Consider the following 16,436-nt stretch of genomic DNA (forward strand, 5'->3'; position numbering starts at 1 on the left):
GTAGTTGGATTCAAATATTTCGGTTATTTTGGCCACGCGAAGCCGCCCGGCACGCGGGCAAGGAAGCGAATTTGCCCGCCGCTCACGTAATAGGCATCCCCGGCTTGGTTGACGTGGAACTGCAGGCCATTCTCACCCGTTCGCCGCCAGGCATGCAGCAGACGAGCGACGTTGTCGACCAGATCGGCCGGACCGTCGGACGGGTCGGCCACGGCCCACTCCCGACCGTTGGCGACGCGGCGCTCGATGACGCCGCCAGACTTCTGCCTGACGTGGTAACTGCCGCCCCTCCGGTCGTTTGGACCGTAGTAGGGAGCTCCGGGTTCGGGCTCCTCGACAGGAGCAACCGGGTAAGTCTCGGCGCCCACGTCTGCGACGAATTCGAACGGTTCGGCGAGCTGGCCGACCAGCCACGCCCGCATCTCCCCACCCTTCAACTCAGGCACCACGACCAGCCGATACCGACTGGAGACACGGAAGCGCCCACCGCCATCCTTGATCAAGGAAACCTTCCGAGCGACGTCCTGCGGGTTGGTCACGAGCTTGCCGCTGACCGTCGTGACGGAGCTACGGGAATCAAGACTCCACTCCGAAACTGGCAGGTCGGGTGTCCACAACACCGGCTCCGGGGGCACCGTGCGGCCGAGGCTTTCCCAAAATTGGTCCTCGGTGGGCCTGGGCGTCCTTGGCGGCCCCTGGCGATCCTCCGGATCTACGGCCCCGGGCCGCCACCGCCAGTACCGGTTGACGGCCTCTCCGGTCAGGTCGGACCAGCCCTCCTTGGCATAGATCGCCTCGTCGACGGTGTCATGGACGTAGAGGATGTGCATCTCGGCGTGTTTGCTGCGACCGTCGAAACGCCGTCGCAAGACCCGACCAAGGGCCTGTACCCGCTGTCTGACGCTGGATGATGAGGCGACGGATATGCCGACGTCGGCGTCCGGCACGTCGATGCCCTCAATGAGTGACTTTACGCTTACGAGGACGGGTGTCGAGCCCTGGGCGAAGCGTGCGAGGGCGTCCCGTCGCTCCGCCCCGGGCAGTCCGGAGTGCTCTAGGCCGATCGGAAATCCCAGGCCGGCTTCCGTTAACCGACGGTGCAGGTCCGCCGCCTCGTCGATGCGCTCGTGGAACAACAACGCGCGCGCCTTCTCCGCCCGCTCGGCCAGACCGCTCAGGATCTCCGTCGCCACACGCGCGCGCTCGCCCGCCCGGTATAGTAGGTCCTTCCGCTGCCCCACCGTCCCGACGTAGCTACGGGCCAGCACCCCTATCTCACCGGGCCGCCCCGTCGCCTGGCGCGCCAGCGAGTTTGGCACACCCGAGTCGTCCAGCCGCTCCGACAGGTCGTCGATACGTCGCGTCAGCTGTTCATAGCGGCGGCGCTCCTCCGGCGTCAACTCCACCGCGTGGTGATGCACGGTGTACTCCGGAAGCCACCCGACTCTCCGGGCTGCGCGGAGATCGAAGCGGTAAACCAGGGGGCCGAGCTTCTCACCGAGTACGTGGTCGTCGTACTGGATCGGCAGGCCATGCTCGTCAACGTCGTCGCGCTCGGCGGTCGCGCTGAGGCCGAGTCGGAAGGACGCTTTCGTTTCCAGCACTCGTGAAAAACGAGGCGCTCCCGCGCGATGACACTCGTCGACGACGAGCATCACCGGGGCCGAGGCAGCTACCGCCAGTTCGGGGAGCCGCTCGGCGGCCGTGTTGAGCACGCTGATCAGAATCAGCTTCGATTGCAGGTCGTCCTTGTGGTCGCCGTCGAGCCGACCCACGTCCCGCGGATCCAGCATTGTGTGGCGGAGCACCACGTTGTGCCACTGGCGCGCGAGGGCGAGTGTCGGCACGACGATGGCGACGCGAAGTTGCGGTTCAAGGAGTGCGGCTCGACGAATGCACTCCAACGCGATCAGCGATTTGCCCCCACCTGTAAAGATCTCCAGCGTCCCGCGGTACGCCAGGCGCTCGCTGCCGCTGACCCACGTCTCGACAGCGTAGAGCTGCCAGGGCGCTAGCTCGACATGGCGGGGGTCGGCCAGCGGATCCGCCAAGGCGTCCATCCGACAGCCCTCGCCAGGTGGCTCCCCTGCCGCGCTCATATCCGATCCACAGAGGCAGCTCGAAGGGCCTCGACCACATCGCCGAAGAATCCCGGTGTCTTGTCGTCACCGACCACCAGGACACGATCGAGCAGCACATTCGATCGTTCGCACGACGTCTCCCCGACGAGGCAGCAGCCGTGGCAGCCAGCGAGGTTCAGGCTGTTCAACCCCTGCCCCCGGCTCTCGCGGCATACCGGGTCGGCGGAACACCAGGCCGCTTCCTCAAGTGCGGCCAGCAGCGTCTGCGCAAGGCGCGGGTCTTCGCCCTGCCGGACAAGCCCGCCAAGGGTCCCCTCGGCATCGCCAGCCGCCGTATAGATCAAAAACCCGGCTTCCGGGTCCGGCCCGACGCCAGCGTAAATACGCTCGCGCAGGGAGGCCGCCGAGTAGCCGCAAGAGAAGGCCAAGCGACGGATCTGCAGGTGTGCGAGTGTGTGAAGAAGAACCGACCTCGGCGAGACCTCCGCGAATCGTGATCCGATGTGGCTGTCACGGCGGCGTCGCTCGAGGATTTCCGTACGTTCGACGACGGCTTCGATCTGCTCCCAGGAGGCCAACCGTTGCTGGTCCAATGACAGAAAAATGCCCTCTCCGAACGACTCGGTTGCCGGAAGCCAGCGCTCCCGCCCGCGAGACCCGAGGTCGACCGGAACGACGTCCGCGGCAAGGTCGTATCGACGGAACCCGTGAAGGACCCGGACCTCCCGTAGGCGATGAACCAACACAACGTCCTGGACCTTCTCGGCGAGCAAGCTGTGCACGTGACTGCCCGCGCCCGCCACGAGCTCTGCGGACGACACGATGAAGTTGGGGTTCCCCGTCGGCTCACCGTCGGCGTCGGTGGCCTGCATGAACGCCCGCCACTCGCCGTTGAGCAACCCTGCTCGGGTTTCGCGCAAGCCCTCCGCCGAGTCCGTGCCCCCGTCACCTCTGACGACGCGCAGGACGAGATCCTTGGACACCCCCAGATCCTCGGCGATCAACTCGACCAGCACCGCGGCCCGCGGCCCGTCGGGAGCGGTACGAACATCGTCGAAGTTGCGGTGCTGCCGGATTTCAGCCTCGAGGTCCCGAGCCGGAACGGTCGGTTCCGGGATATCCAACGCCGTAGTCGTCTCTGAAAGAGTGACGTTGGTAGCCCCACGCTGGAGGACCTCAATCCGTTCGTCGCACGAAAAACTGCCCCGCTGCCACGGCTGCGTTCCGGAGCACCGCACACCGATCCTCTTCAGAGAGTCCCGGCTCGGAAGCTCGCCGAGGTCCCGCGACGCCTTGCAGGTCATGCAGTGCACGACCAGGCTGGACAGCCCTTCAGATCCGCCGCTCCTCGTCTCGAAGCGCAGCTCCTGCTTGCGGCATCGCTTCTGGTCCTCGGTTCCCGGCTGCGAGTGCGCCCACCGGTCCCAGGGAACGTCCATCACGTGCCCGCGTTTCGCACACACCGCGATGAATCGCATGGGCACCATGTGTGCCGTGCAGTGCACGCATTTCGGCGCCTCACCGGTCTCCTCGAGGCTCCGTACGTAGCGCATACGTCGACAGTCCTGGCAAAAGAGCCAGCGCGGAAAGCGCTGGTAGGGGATCCCGGGAGTGTGCTTGGACGGGTAGGACGGGACGCTCGGCGGCGAGCGCAGCTCTTTCACGCCGAGAGCCTCCTCCAGCCGCCGTGACACGACCCTTGTGCTCTTGTTATACGCCCACCCGCTGATGTCGACGCCCATCAGGGATTCTCCGAGGACATCGAAGACAGCCCCCACCCCGAACGGAGACACGACCTGGCTGAGCCTGACGGTTCTCATGTTGGACCGGCCCTTTTTCGTCACAACGACTCCCCCACGGCCACCACGCGGACCTGCCGGTCGACCGATCGCATCGAGTGCATCAGGGCCCATCCATCGCGCTGCTCCCCGAAGTCCTTGAGCAGTGCCGGGCCGTTCTTCGAGTCGTAGCTCAGCCGCTCGCCCAATTCCTCGGCCCGCCGACTACGGTGCTCCCAGTCATCGACGAGCTGCCGCAAGTCAGTTTCGACCTGTTGTGCTTCATCAGGGTCGGCCTTGCGGGCAAGGGCGCAGAGCTTCTCCACGGCCACCCTCACCAGAGGATCGTCGGCCCGGAAGTCACCGGCTTCATCGTTGGCGCGCAAGCCCGCGCCATGCCTGACAAGAAGAACAAGCGCGGCCGGAAGCGATCTGCGGCGCGAGGCCAGCGACCAGGGCGTTACGCTCGTCGGCTCCACATAGCGGTAGAGCGCCTGGTGGTACGCCCGAAACGCCTCGTAGTGAGAGCGATCGCGAGGCTTACTTGCTCTAAGCAACGTCACGACGAGTCCGGGCACGTTCGCCCGCCCCACGCGGCTGGTCGCCTGGATGTACTCGGACGTGGTCTTGGGTTGCCCGTTCATCAGCATCAGCCCCAGCCGGCTGATGTCGATACCGACCGACAGCATGTTGGTCGTCGCAACAAGGTCGATCGCCTCGGGATGCTGGACCGGCCGCTCCAGCCGCGCCAGAAGCTTAGGCAACTGGTTGGCCGACACGTTGCTCGTGAGCTCGACGACTCCGTCCCGTCGCAGGCTACGCGACGGGCGGTCTCTGTTGTCCCGGGCACGAAGCATGCTCTCGACGTCGTCCCGGGCGATGGTCACGGTACGGCCGAGCTCGCGCAGGCTGTTGTGATAAGCCACGACGCTCCAGTACGCGTCAAGCGCGTCACCCTCCAGACCGAGGTAGCGCGGTGCCTGCAGTAACGCGACGCAGGTGAGAACGGTCGCGAAGGCCTGTGTGTGAGCCTGCGGCATGAGACCCAGGTAGAGCCTGCCCGGGGCGTCGTGATCCGTCTCGGCGAAAAAGCTGTTATCGGCGGTGAGGCCGCTAGGCGGGAAAAGAGCAACCTTCGAGCCGAAGAGCCCACGCACCTGATGATCTGCCGCCCGAATCGTTGCGGTGGACGCCACTACCTTGGGGCGTGAACCTTGCCATCCGATCAAGTTCTGAACGGCGGCTTCGTAGAGCGCCACCGTCGTGCCCAGCGGGCCGGACAGCAGGTGCAACTCGTCTTGGATCACCAGGCTGGGCGGGTCGTAGGGCACGTTACCGAGACCGAACAACGATCCAGCGTCCGTCACCCAGGGGAGCCGTGCCAGCTTGTCCACCGTAGCGACGAGCAGCGTCGGAGGATCCTGGAACATCTGCTCGTCGACGACGCACACAGGCAACAGAGAATGGAAAGGGCATTCGGCGTGAGGGCAGAACAGCTCAAAGCTGTGCTTGGTCGTTCGAACGCCGTACGCACCAGAGTCCTGCTGTTTAGTGCTCGGCAGGAGCGGACTGCCACACCACGGACAGGATTGGATCTGGAAGGGGCTTTCCGGTTCCTGAGCCTTTCTCAGCTCAATCGTGAGCTGGTGGGCGTCCTGGAAGCTGTTGGGCGTGGTCTCGCCACCCACCCAAAGGCCGATGCTGAAGGGCGGTGTATTCCGAAGTTCCGGCCTCGTCTCCCGTAGCTGCTCCAAGGCGCAGATCAGCGTCGCAGCGCGTTGGAACTGTTGGGCGGTCAGCAGCCGCAGGGTGTACCGGGTTAGGACGGCAGTGCCCCCGCCGTGGATCCCTCGATACAGACGGCGCCGGATCATCTCGAATGCAGCGAGGCCAAGGTATGCCTCCGTCTTGCCACCACCCGTAGGGAACCAAATCAAGTCGACGGTTTCCCGGTCGTCGTGCGTGTCGAGGGCCGTGGAAGCAAGAGACAGCAGCTGGAACCCGAGTTGGAACGGGTGCCAGGCAGGTTCCGCAGCGGGCAGCTGCCGCGCTGGCAGCGGAGCGCCACGACTGCCGGGCCACTTCCTCACGTGGCGGCTCTGCAGCATCTGCTCGCGCATGGCGGCGTTCGCGAGCCTGAAGGCAAGCAACGGACGTTGGTCTTTGTCGTCGCCCAGCAGTTGGATGCCCTCCCTCATCCGGTGGGCAGCGCGCCGCATCCGTTCCAACAAGCGCTCGGCGGCCAGCTGGTATCGCTCCTCGAGCCCTTTCGCCTCCGTTTCCCGTTTGCCGATCCACTCCTCGTAGGCGAGGACAAATTCGCTCAGTTCGGCGCAGAGGCGGTCGACCGGCAGGGTCTCGTCAGCCAGACGGGCGAGATCGAGGATCGGGAGGCTGAGTCCCTTCGCCCTGACCGCGGGAACGACGGTCGCTGGAAGCATGTCCGTCGCCACGACGGTGACGGTGCCGTCGGGCCCGGACTCCCAGATCACCGAGCATCCGTGGCCAACGCCGTACGCGCGGCGCTCGCGATAGAGCAGGCGGAGTTCCTCGTCTTCCTCGTCGGCGCTGAGCTCCTGGCTGCTCGGATAGGGCAAGATGCTGCCACCCAAGGCTTCGCACCGCACGTCGACCTGGAAAAGGCACTGCTCGGTAGGGGGCGGGGAGTCCGCCTCGTCATGTTCGGCGAGGTTCTCCAACGCCACGGTCACGAGCCACCGTGCGCCGACGGGCCTCCACACCGACACGAGCCGGGCACGGTCTTCCAAGACGTTCTGTCTCTTGACCGGAGCAACGGTATCCGCCGAGACCTCGACCGGTTCCTGCATCAACCTTCGTCGCCGCCAGCGATCCCTGCCACCTTCGCCGCCGTCGGGGACTTCCGGCTCATAGACCGCTGCTGTGACGGTGCATCGCAGAGTGACAGCGTCGTGGAGGAACGAGATGGCTGCGGAGGCGGGGTGCCAGGCGTTGGCGAGCTCGACGGGCTCGTCCAGCTCCTCGTCGTGTAAAACGTCGCCCAAGACGCTGCCGTCGATTCGCTCCGCCGACCGACCACGGGGGTAAAGTGTACCGACGAGGTAGATCCTGTCCGGCCGCCCTTGAACGATTTCCTCCTCACCGCTCGCTGGCCCGAGGTACTGCTCTCGGAGGTACTGCACCAGGTCGTCCCGGACTGAAACCGGGTCGTAGGCATGCATCAGTTCACTCCTCACTCGGTCGGTCCCTCTGCAATCTGTCGCCAAGCGCTTTCCGACAGTGCGAGCCAAAGGCTGATTCGTGGTCGGGTCATCGCGACGTACAACCGTGCCCTGGACACGGAGCCCTGGACGTCGTCAACGTCGACGACACAGACATGAGCGGCTTCCAGCCCCTTGATATCGGCGGCGGTGACCAGACGCGCCGTGTCCACTCCGGGCCCGACACCTCCCGCTCCCGCGACGAGTCGCCCTGTCCGGTAAGCCCTGGTAGCCATCGCAGCGCTCTCGGAGACCTTGTCACACATCGTCACCACGACAACGTCAGCCAGGTCGACCTCGTCCTTCCGCAAACGCTTGAGCTGGGCGTCGAGGACAGCTGCGACTGCACTCTTGCCCACACACCGCTTGTACTCGACGGGCGGCCCCTCGCCCGCCCGGGCGACCCCCAGGTCGGCGGTCGTAACCATCTGCGTCTGGTGCACGACGGTCGCGGTGTTTCGGCAGTTGAACGGCAGCTCGACCACCGACGAGAGTGCCGACAACTCGTCGAAACAGCCACGGTCGAACGTCCCATCCACGTTCGCCTGGTTGTTCGGGTCGCAAAACACGCGCCACCGTCCGCCTGACCAACCGCCGACGACCAGCTCATCCAGTTCCAGCAACGACTCGACGTTCAGGATGTCCTGCGCCTCGTCGACGACGAGCACATCGACAGGGCCGGCGCCGAATGCGCCGCCGACAGGAACGCAGACGACGTCCGTCCCGCGGAGCTGTTCCCGGAGAGCCCGCGCAAGCGCTTCGGAGCGACAGGTAAGCATGACCCGAAGGCCCTGCCGCGCGGCACGACGGGCCGTCTCGACTGCGAGCAACGTCTTGCCCGAGCCCGCCCCGCCGAGGCAGAGAACTCGCGGGTTGCGTTCGGCGCCCAGCAACAGGTCGTACTGCCGTTCGGCCAGTCGAACGTACTCGCTTTCGAGGTTGACCCTGCTACTTCGGAGCGTCGGGACACGGTCGAAATCGGGCCGTAGCACCTTCAGCAGGTCACGGTAGGCGCCGCCCCGGACCGGCCGGCCGGTCCGCGACTTCCAGAAGCGGCGCGCTTCTTCGAGAGCCTTCTCAATGCCCGAGACTGTCATCGACCGGAAGCCCACGTGCTGCTGAGGTTCCCACTCAAGATCGTCGCCAAGTTCCTGGTCTGGAGTGACGATCAGGTACCCGAACGCGACATCCAGGGCAGGGATCCGCTGTTGCAACCGTGCCTCGAGCGCGAACATCGCTGAACGTGCTTGCTCGAACGGCCCCTCGCGTTTCTCCGTTATCTCCCCGTAGCGGTCCCTAACGGTCCATGTTCCGCCGTGCCGCCCAAGCCGGCCGCCTTTGACCTCGATCACCAGGACCATGTCGTCCCACACGACCAGGAAGTCCACCTCCGACATCCGCTTGTACTCATGCGCAGGCAGATGCACGGAGTACAGGCACATCGCTGGCTCCGGCAGCTCGGCCTGTGCGAGCAGCTTCGCAACGCGAAGCTCCGCGGTACTTCCGACGCTACCGAGGCGGTCGAGGTCAGGAATCAGCCTCACCGAAGCCGACCCCCTTGCCGCTCCCAGAGATAGTCGAACTTCTGGTAGGCCAGGCGCTCGCCGAACTGGCCGAAAGTGTCTGCGACGTTGACGACCAAGCACGCCTCTTTGCCGCCGTTCGCTGGTCCTCGCAAACCACGTCCGACCATCTGTATGTAGGCGTTAGGGCTGAAGGTGGGCCGGGCGATGTACAGGGCCCGGACACTCGGCGCGTCGAATCCCTGAGTGAGCACATTGCAGTTAGTCAAGACTCTGATGTCGCCCGCGCGGAACGCCTCGATGCTACGGCGCCGCTCCTGAGTACGGGTCGCCCCGCTGACGGCTGCCGAGCCAATGCCGCGCACACGAAGCAGCGCGGCGAGGACCTGTGCCGACAACACCGACGCGGTGAAGACCAGGACGGGCCACTCGTCGGGCAATGACCCGATATCCTCCAGTAACCGCTGTGTGCGGGCCTGATCTTTCCCCAATCGATCGAGCGCACCCTGCGGGAGCTGCCGGGTTCTGAGGGCATATTCCCGTTCCTGCGCATCGAGTTCTAGATTCGCGCCGTCGAGGATGCGGTGCTCTACCCGCGAGAGGACGCCCTGAGCCTGTAGTGCCGCATACGGGTCTTCGCCGAGTGCGTCCAGCAGACGCTTGTCGAACCGGGTGGCCAGCCGTATGTTCGCTTCTTCGCCGCCTGTGCCTTTGAACGGAGTCGCCGTCAGGCCGAGGAGCGGACGCGTTGTTTTGCGATGGTCCAGCCCTAGCCATCTCAGCGTCGCGGTGTAGTCCTTCCCCGTTGCCACATGGGCTTCGTCGATTACGACCATAGATGGTTGACTCAGCCAGTCGTAGTCGTCCTTGTCCCGGCAGATTGCGAGCTTGGCGTCGGTCGCGACCACCACCATGACCTCGTCGTCGCTGGGAGCCACCTCGTTCCGGTCCCATAGACGGGAAAGTCGAAGTGGCCTGCGGTCGCCGAACTGCCTCCAGACCACGCTCCAGGTTTGGACTGCCTGCTCGCAGAGTTCCTCGCTCTGCGCGATCCACAGCAACGGTCCATTCAGGCCGTCTTCGACGAAGGCATGCACCAAAGCCTGCACCGTGACGCGTGTCTTTCCAGCCCCTGTGGGCAGGAACAGCAGCGCGCGATCGGGATCCTTGATCAGCTGGCGAATATCCCCAGCCAGCTTCTCCTGGTATGGGTGCAAGGGGTTCAAGTCGGGTGGGCCCGGCACAGTGAGGTCAGCTTCAAGTCGCTGCCCTCGCTCGCCAGCGTATTCGGCGGGAAGGCCAAGTTGTCGGACGAAGCTGATAGCTGGAGCAGAACCTGCCCACTGCGTTGGGACCGGGAACCCGGCTTCCTGCAGTTCGTGGCGGAGTTCGCGCAGGACGTCATACCCATGCACGTGCAGCAGGAGCTCCGCCAGTTGGTAATCACCTCCGTTGTCCCCGAGGTGCCGGACGGCTTGAAGCAGGCCCGCGGGCAGCTTCGACTCCAAAACGCGCGAATCGACAAGCGTCAAGAGCTTCTTGGCGGGATCGCGCTCGATCCGGCACGTCGCCATGCGTGACCTGATCTGCTCGTCCTGGGCGTCGCTGAGGATACGCGCGATGCTCATCGTCGTGAGTCGTAGATCGAACTCCCCCGCGAGCCTGCCCAGAAGCTCTTCGTCTTCGAGGCTCGCCAGGTAGAAGACTGTGTTTCCGTCTTGTGCAAAGTCGATCGGCTCCCGATCGATGCCACCCGCGGCCGTTATCTCCCTCGCCAGGCCCTGACACTCGACGAGTTCAAACCCGTCCAGACCCCCGCCAGCGAGGGCGCGCAGGGCCCGGAACCGGTCGAGGAGAACCACCGGCTCTCCGGGCATCTCCGCAACAACCTGAACGCGAAGTTGCGCGGAAGCCTCCCGGCAACCCCATCTGTCGATCAGCAGATCAGCATCCTCGTCCTTCGCTACGGCGACGTACGGCAAGCGACGTCCCGACAACGCACGGAGTTCCTCCTCCGTGCGCGCGAGGAGGACCTCGTCCGGCGCCGCCAGCACTCCTGACGCTTCAGACAGCGCAGGTACCTGCAAGGGCGTCTCCCCAACGAGGCACCGTGCGGCCTCGGTTAGCAACTGACCGAGGCTCCATGGGTCAGCCTCGGCAGGCGCGCGCGTGAGAAACTCCCGCCAGACAACGGCGGATACGTCGACGAGCGTCTTTGGTAGCGAAAGCTTGGCTGTCGACTCCCAGTGCGCGACGGGAAGCAGAGGCGAGTACCTTGCCAGCCCTCTACCGACGGCTTCCTCCGCCCTGCGAGATCCCCAGTCCGTAGCGAAACGACCGTACGTCCTTGCAGCCCAAAGATGGGGCGCTTGTACCTCCCGCACATTAGGGAAGAGGCGGTGGTTACGGTGCCTCAAGCGTGTGCGTTCCGGCGCGTCTACATTGAGCAGCTCACGCGTCCACGCCTCCAAAGACGCTGGATCATCTGTGTCGGCGAAGCGTCGAAGCATGTGCAGGGGGCCGACCGCCTCGTTATCGAAGTGCAGCAGGCCCGGGTCAGGGCGCCCCAGTGGCGGCAAGTCGCGCAGATGCTGCTCTCGCACGTTCCGCACGTACTCCATGTACGTTGGGTCAAGCAGCGCCGCACGGGTAACGGTCGGCCGAGCGTCCACGCCAACCGCGCGAAGAATAGTCAGATGCAAATCATGAAATTCGGTGTCCAGGGCGAGCGAGGCCCTGCGGGGTTTCACGACCGCAGGAACGACGACGTTCCCCACCACATGCCACGACCTATCCAGGCAACGAACACAGAGGCGACCGCCGAGGGCAACGTGTTCCTCCAGCAGGCGCTGCGCGTCGGCGACAGACACCTCATCGACGAGCTCCCAGAAGGCAGTCCATTCGTAGTCGCCCCAGTCCCTCCCGGCTTTCTTTAGGAGTTTCCTGAGCTCCAACGCTGGGTCGACATCGCGGAATCCGAGGTTGCGCAGGGCATCTTCTACGCCCCGGCCGTTCAAGAACGATCCGCGGACCAGGCTGAGACCTGCGGTGGAACTCAGCACGTGACCTCGCAGGAAGACCTGGTCCGTCTCGTCGAGTCGCCGCAGACGACCGGAGGTATCGGGTAGGACGCTCGCAGCCTGCATGTCTCGGCGGGTCAGGTCATCCCTGACGGTCGCCAAAATCTGCAGGGCGGACCTGCATTGCTCGTCGGTGCCATCCGGCACGATCAACTCGAGCCATTCGTCTGCCCCGACCTCCGAGTCTGAGACCTTCATGTCCTCGGCTCGAACGAGCGAGCGCAGTCGCGCCCGTCGTGTGGCTGTCTGGTAGCAGGACCAGTGTGGCACTTGCGCCGGCCTGCCCGGAGCCTCATGCCACGCGCGATGTGTAGGGAGTTCCAGACGCAGATCGAAATGCGGCAAGCGCAGATTTTTCGGGAGTTGCAGCTGCCCGTCCGCGTCCGGCACGCAGCGAGTCTGCGCAGCTATGCGCGGTACTCGCTCGGTCAGGTAACGGTCTGCGTCGTTATGCGCCTCCCGCCCACGTGCAGGGAGGTAGTCGAAGTGTCTGGCCAGGTCCTCGCCTGTCGTCAGAGTGGTTACTCCGGCGACGATCATCTCCGCAGCGACGTCGAAAAGCTCGTTGTTGAAGACTCCGCTGAGAAGGTTGGTGCGGTCGTCATTGACTCGCCATGGCGCGTTGATGATTCCGCGGGCCGATGTCTCATCCGCCAAGGGAAAGTAGGCCCAGAACCGCCCGAGTTGCTGCGCGTCCGCCAGCGGAACCGCATACGAGACGCGAACCTCCTCGCGCCGCACCGCCTCGCCGACTTCAGCCAACGCCTGCTCCGATGGACGGTGGGTGCGATGCCACACCCGCCAGTCGGCTTGCTGGCTGGCGTCGCCCTCAAGACGCAGGTCACCGGTTGGCAGTTCCACACATCTGTGCTCGACTTCGAACCGCGAGCCGACATCTCCCTCGATCACCAGATGCAGGACTGACACATTGGGCACGAAGAGCAGAAACTCGCTTGGAAAATCGCGCATCTCCTGCTCGAGGCGAGGGCGGTCGTTCGACAGCCGGAGGCGAATCACTGTCTGTGCCCAGGAGGCGAGGTCCCGCAGAGTCTCGTCCGTCTTCATCTCGTGCTCGGCGTCAAGGAGCGACGGAAGGCGTAGCACAGGGAACCGCCGGGCGAGTGGCGCGATGGCGAGAAGCTCGGTTCGCGACCTCTCCGCATCGAAGTCGAAGCAGATCGATCGGCTGAAGACGGCCGGGCGTTGGCTGACGCCCAGGACCGATTTGAAGCCCAGGCCGAACCGGCCGATCTCTTCGCCCCGCTTCGGGCTCAGGAAGGCGTGGCAAACGGCCTCGAGCCCAGCCTGTGTGAAGGGCTCGCCCTCGTTGGCGCAGTAAAGTGCGTCGCGTGTCAGGCGGAGCTCGACGCGTCCGCGGCTGCCGCTGCGATGCAGGGCATCAGCGGCGTTCTGAACCAGCTCCAACAACTGCCGCTGCGCATACCCACCGGTTCGATAGCTGTCCTCCTGGTTGGCATGCTCCGCCACCAGAAGGGGGTTGGCACGGTACACCTTTATAGCCCGGTGGCGGTGGTCGTAGAGCCACTGCACCAGAGCCGGGTCGAACTGTCCCCATTTCCGGTCCTCAGTCATTTTCGCTCGCCTCGGGTGGAAGGAGCGTTACCAGATAAGAGTCTGAGGGAGTCATCGTTCCGCCTAGGCAGGGAGTCTGTGAGGGGACAGGTGGGCGAGAACTGCTTGGTTCGCTTCCCAGCCATCGGGGAACTTGACTGGGGCATTGAGGTGCACGGGCTCAGCGGACGGATGTGCGTCCAACAGCTCGGCGATCCCGGCCCGGGCCACGACGATGCAGGCCTGTCGGTGCCGGAAGGTGAGCACGCAGAGCCGCCCCGGCTCCAGGTGGAACGCTGTCGCATCCCGCCGTCCTGACAGGGGATGCAGCACGATCGTCACGTCGTACTCTCGGCCCTGGAGCCGGTTGGCGGTGTCGACAGTAACGCCGCTTTCAGCCTCGCCGAGGTGAGCACGGATGGCGGCGGCCTGGTCCCGATGAGCAGCGCCGATGGCGATCCGGTTGACGGTGACGGGCGCCCCGCCGGCCTCGCCTTCGGAGACGGCGACGGCCCCACGCTCTAGCAGCCGACGGGCCAGGTCAGCACACGCGGCAGCGGCCTCGGCGTCGGTGCGCAACGTGTGTCGAGCGGGCAACTCGTAGAGCGCCCAGCCCGTCGCCGCCGTCTCCAGCGACGCGTCGACCGGGCCGTGCCCGAGCCCAGCCGTCCTGAACGACAGCGACCGCTCCCCGGGCGCCGTACCAGCCTGGAAGCCGGTGAACGGATAGAACGCCTCGGCGACCACCGGCGCCGACAGCGGCAGCCGCCACGACACCGGCAGCCGGTGTACCGGCAGGTCCGGGTTGTGCCACAACAGCGCGGCCACGGCGGACTGCATCGAATCCCAGGTGAGGCCGACCCAGCGTTCGATCTCGACGGTGGAGAACGGGTCGAGCTGACCGGGGTCACCGACGAAAAGCGCCCGCTCGAACCGGCCGGCCACGCGTAGCAGCGCATCCGACCGCACCTGGTACGCCTCGTCGACGATCGCCCAGGGCCAGCAGCCTTCGGACACCCTCGACCACTTCGCGGCCGTACCGATGATGATCGACGGACCGCCGAGGTCGGCGACCTTGGCGGCGACGCGGACCGTTGCGTACCGCTTGATCCGCTCCGTGGCGCTGTAGTCATTCGCCGAGAGGCGGCCGATGTGCAGGTCCGGCGCCTGCTGGGCGAGCCGGTCGATCAGATCGTCGACCTGCTCGTTGGTTTGCGCGATGACGATCAGCGGCTCGCCGACGCGGGCCAGCTCGATGGCCGCATGGACAACCAGGCTCGACTTGCCGGCGCCCGGTGGCGAGTCCACCACGACGCCACGATGCTCGCCGGAGTGTAGGTCGGCCAGCACCGCCCTGACCACCCGCTCCGCCTCGTCCGGCGCCGACCACGTCGCGCCCGCGCCGTCGGCGCTTCCGAGACGTGCCGTTGGCTGGACCAGGAGATCAGCCATTGGTCGCCTCCCAGAGCTCGACTAGACCGTCCTCCGCCACCAGGAAGACACCGATCCGCATGTTCCGAAGGGTGCTGGCCGTCTCCGCCAGCAGCGAGCGGTAGCGCGGAGCGTCCGGGAAGGCCATCGCGACCTGGTCGCCGCTGTGCTTCTCGCGTAGCCGCAGCGCCTGCACCAGAGCGTCGGCGTACCAGTGCCCTGCCTGAAGCGTCGGCTGCGTCGGTTTTACCTCGCCGGCACGGCGCGGGTCGGCGTACGTCTTCGACGGGTAGCCCTTGACCTCGACGTGGAGACGCTGCCCGGCACGTTCCGTGACGACGTCGGTGCCTTGTTGCTTGGTCGCGGTGTCTGCCACCTGGAGCAGCTGCCAGCCCTGCTCCTCAAGCCACCGGCACAGCACGGCCTGGACGTTGCCCTCCCAGTCCCAGCTGCGTTCCGAGTGCGGCACCGGGCGCGGCTGCGCGACCGGGCCAGATGCATTCTGGCTGCGGAGCCGGTTGACGATGACGCCGCTGCTGCGGTCCCGAGTCAGGATTCCCACCGTCTCCATCTGCCGGCACCGCTGGTTGATCTGCTGGTGCAGCTTGCCGGTCGCGATGGCCAGCTCTGCATCGGTCATTCCGCCAGGCTGTGCGCGTAGCCGGGCGACGATCTGCTCCTTCAGCGTCTGCTGGCTCACGACAACTGCTTCCGGTACGGGAACCGGCAATTCACTCTGCTCATGCCGACCCCTTGAGGACCCGCAGCCGGTTACCGAAGAGCTGTTCTGCCTCGTCGAGCTGGACTCGCGCCCGCTCGGCCGCCTCGGCCCGCTGCGTGCGGTCAGCGTCGGCGTGTATCTCCAACTCGGCTCTTGCGGCCTTGATGACGATGGCCGGGTCAGTGGTTTCGTGCCCGCCCGCGGCGCCGGGGATGTTGGCGGCGAAGCGCCAGAGCAGGCGTGCCACCGGGAGAGTCTGCTCGGGGAGACGGGTGGCCTGCTCCGCGACCTGGATGGCGGCGTTCAGGAAATCGACCCGCGGGCTCAACGGCCCGACGATGCGCCGCTCCAGCGGCCATGTCGACACGGCGAGCAGACCCCGGGCGGGCGTCAGGTGCTCGGCGGTCAAGGTCGAGCAGAGATAGTACGGCCGGGAGTGCCGTGCCGTCCGGAACGACCGCTCCTCGTCCCGGCGCAGGTGCGTCAGCTTGCCGGTGGCGAATGCGGTGCCAGCGACTCCGAGGAAGGCGTTGTGGACCTCGGCGATCAACTTCGGTGCCGCTGGGGCGGAGAGCAGGGTGAGGGCATGGTGCACCTGGTCCCGCAGTGACACCAGCGGCGACTCCACCGAGGCGAGTTGCCCGTCGGCCTGCTTGGTCAGAACACCGAGGGCCTGCTCCCAGTCGCGCTCGGCGGCCCGCAGCTCGGCACGCAAGGCCGTTGCCTGAACGTCATCGCGAGCCATCACCGCCCGTCGGACGGCAGCCCGTAGGGTGCTGATCCGACGTTCGACGTTGTCAATGGGCTCCGCCATGCCGAACATGCTACAAGTTCCAGTCTTTTCCAGTAAAGCCCCAATTCGAATTTCGTTGACGAGCGGAACATTACTTCGCCGAGCACCTGGAAGGGAGACCCGGACGGGTGATGACCACCCTCTGCTCGATCAGGTCTTCGACCTTTTGGCCGAGACGACGCAACAGATGAGCTAGCCAGCGTTGATCGGAGATAGCA

8 protein-coding genes are annotated in these 16,436 nt (G+C 65.6%); all 8 read right to left on the minus strand.

Annotated features, from left to right (window positions below; genetic code table 11):
• Window positions 1–23: 23 nt before the first annotated feature.
• A complete protein-coding gene (locus O3597_RS20130) occupies window positions 24–2,060 on the minus strand; it encodes a DEAD/DEAH box helicase (protein ID WP_281602057.1) in 2,037 nt (678 codons plus the stop codon).
• Between the two features lie 35 nt (window positions 2,061–2,095).
• Entirely contained in the window at window positions 2,096–3,994 is a 1,899-nt protein-coding gene (locus O3597_RS20135; protein ID WP_348650293.1) for a DUF1998 domain-containing protein, read from the minus strand.
• On the minus strand, window positions 3,922–7,059 hold the full coding sequence (locus O3597_RS20140; RefSeq protein WP_281602058.1) for a helicase-related protein: 3,138 nt from the start codon (window positions 7,057–7,059) through the stop codon (window positions 3,922–3,924). Before O3597_RS20140 ends, O3597_RS20135 begins: the two co-directional genes overlap by 73 nt.
• Window positions 7,060–7,070: 11 nt before the next feature.
• Window positions 7,071–8,642: an NERD domain-containing protein gene (locus tag O3597_RS20145; RefSeq protein ID WP_281602059.1), complete on the minus strand. Its 1,572-nt coding sequence runs from the start codon at window positions 8,640–8,642 to the stop codon at window positions 7,071–7,073.
• The gene (locus O3597_RS20150) at window positions 8,639–13,294 is read right to left on the minus strand and encodes a DEAD/DEAH box helicase family protein (RefSeq protein WP_281602060.1); all 4,656 of its coding nucleotides are present in this window, start codon (window positions 13,292–13,294) and stop codon (window positions 8,639–8,641) included. The genes O3597_RS20145 and O3597_RS20150 overlap by 4 nt, the downstream gene beginning before the upstream one ends.
• A 63-nt stretch (window positions 13,295–13,357) precedes the next feature.
• Complete coding sequence (locus O3597_RS20155) at window positions 13,358–14,725, minus strand: AAA domain-containing protein (RefSeq protein ID WP_281602061.1); 1,368 nt, start codon at window positions 14,723–14,725, stop codon at window positions 13,358–13,360.
• A complete protein-coding gene (locus tag O3597_RS20160) occupies window positions 14,718–15,404 on the minus strand; it encodes a hypothetical protein (RefSeq protein ID WP_281602062.1) in 687 nt (228 codons plus the stop codon). Before O3597_RS20160 ends, O3597_RS20155 begins: the two co-directional genes overlap by 8 nt.
• Window positions 15,405–15,444: 40 nt before the next feature.
• The gene (locus O3597_RS20165) at window positions 15,445–16,239 is read right to left on the minus strand and encodes a hypothetical protein (protein WP_281602063.1); all 795 of its coding nucleotides are present in this window, start codon (window positions 16,237–16,239) and stop codon (window positions 15,445–15,447) included.
• Window positions 16,240–16,436 lie beyond the last annotated feature (197 nt).

The sequence above is a fragment of the Verrucosispora sp. WMMA2044 genome, assembly GCF_027497155.1.
Taxonomy (GTDB): domain Bacteria; phylum Actinomycetota; class Actinomycetes; order Mycobacteriales; family Micromonosporaceae; genus Micromonospora; species Micromonospora palythoicola.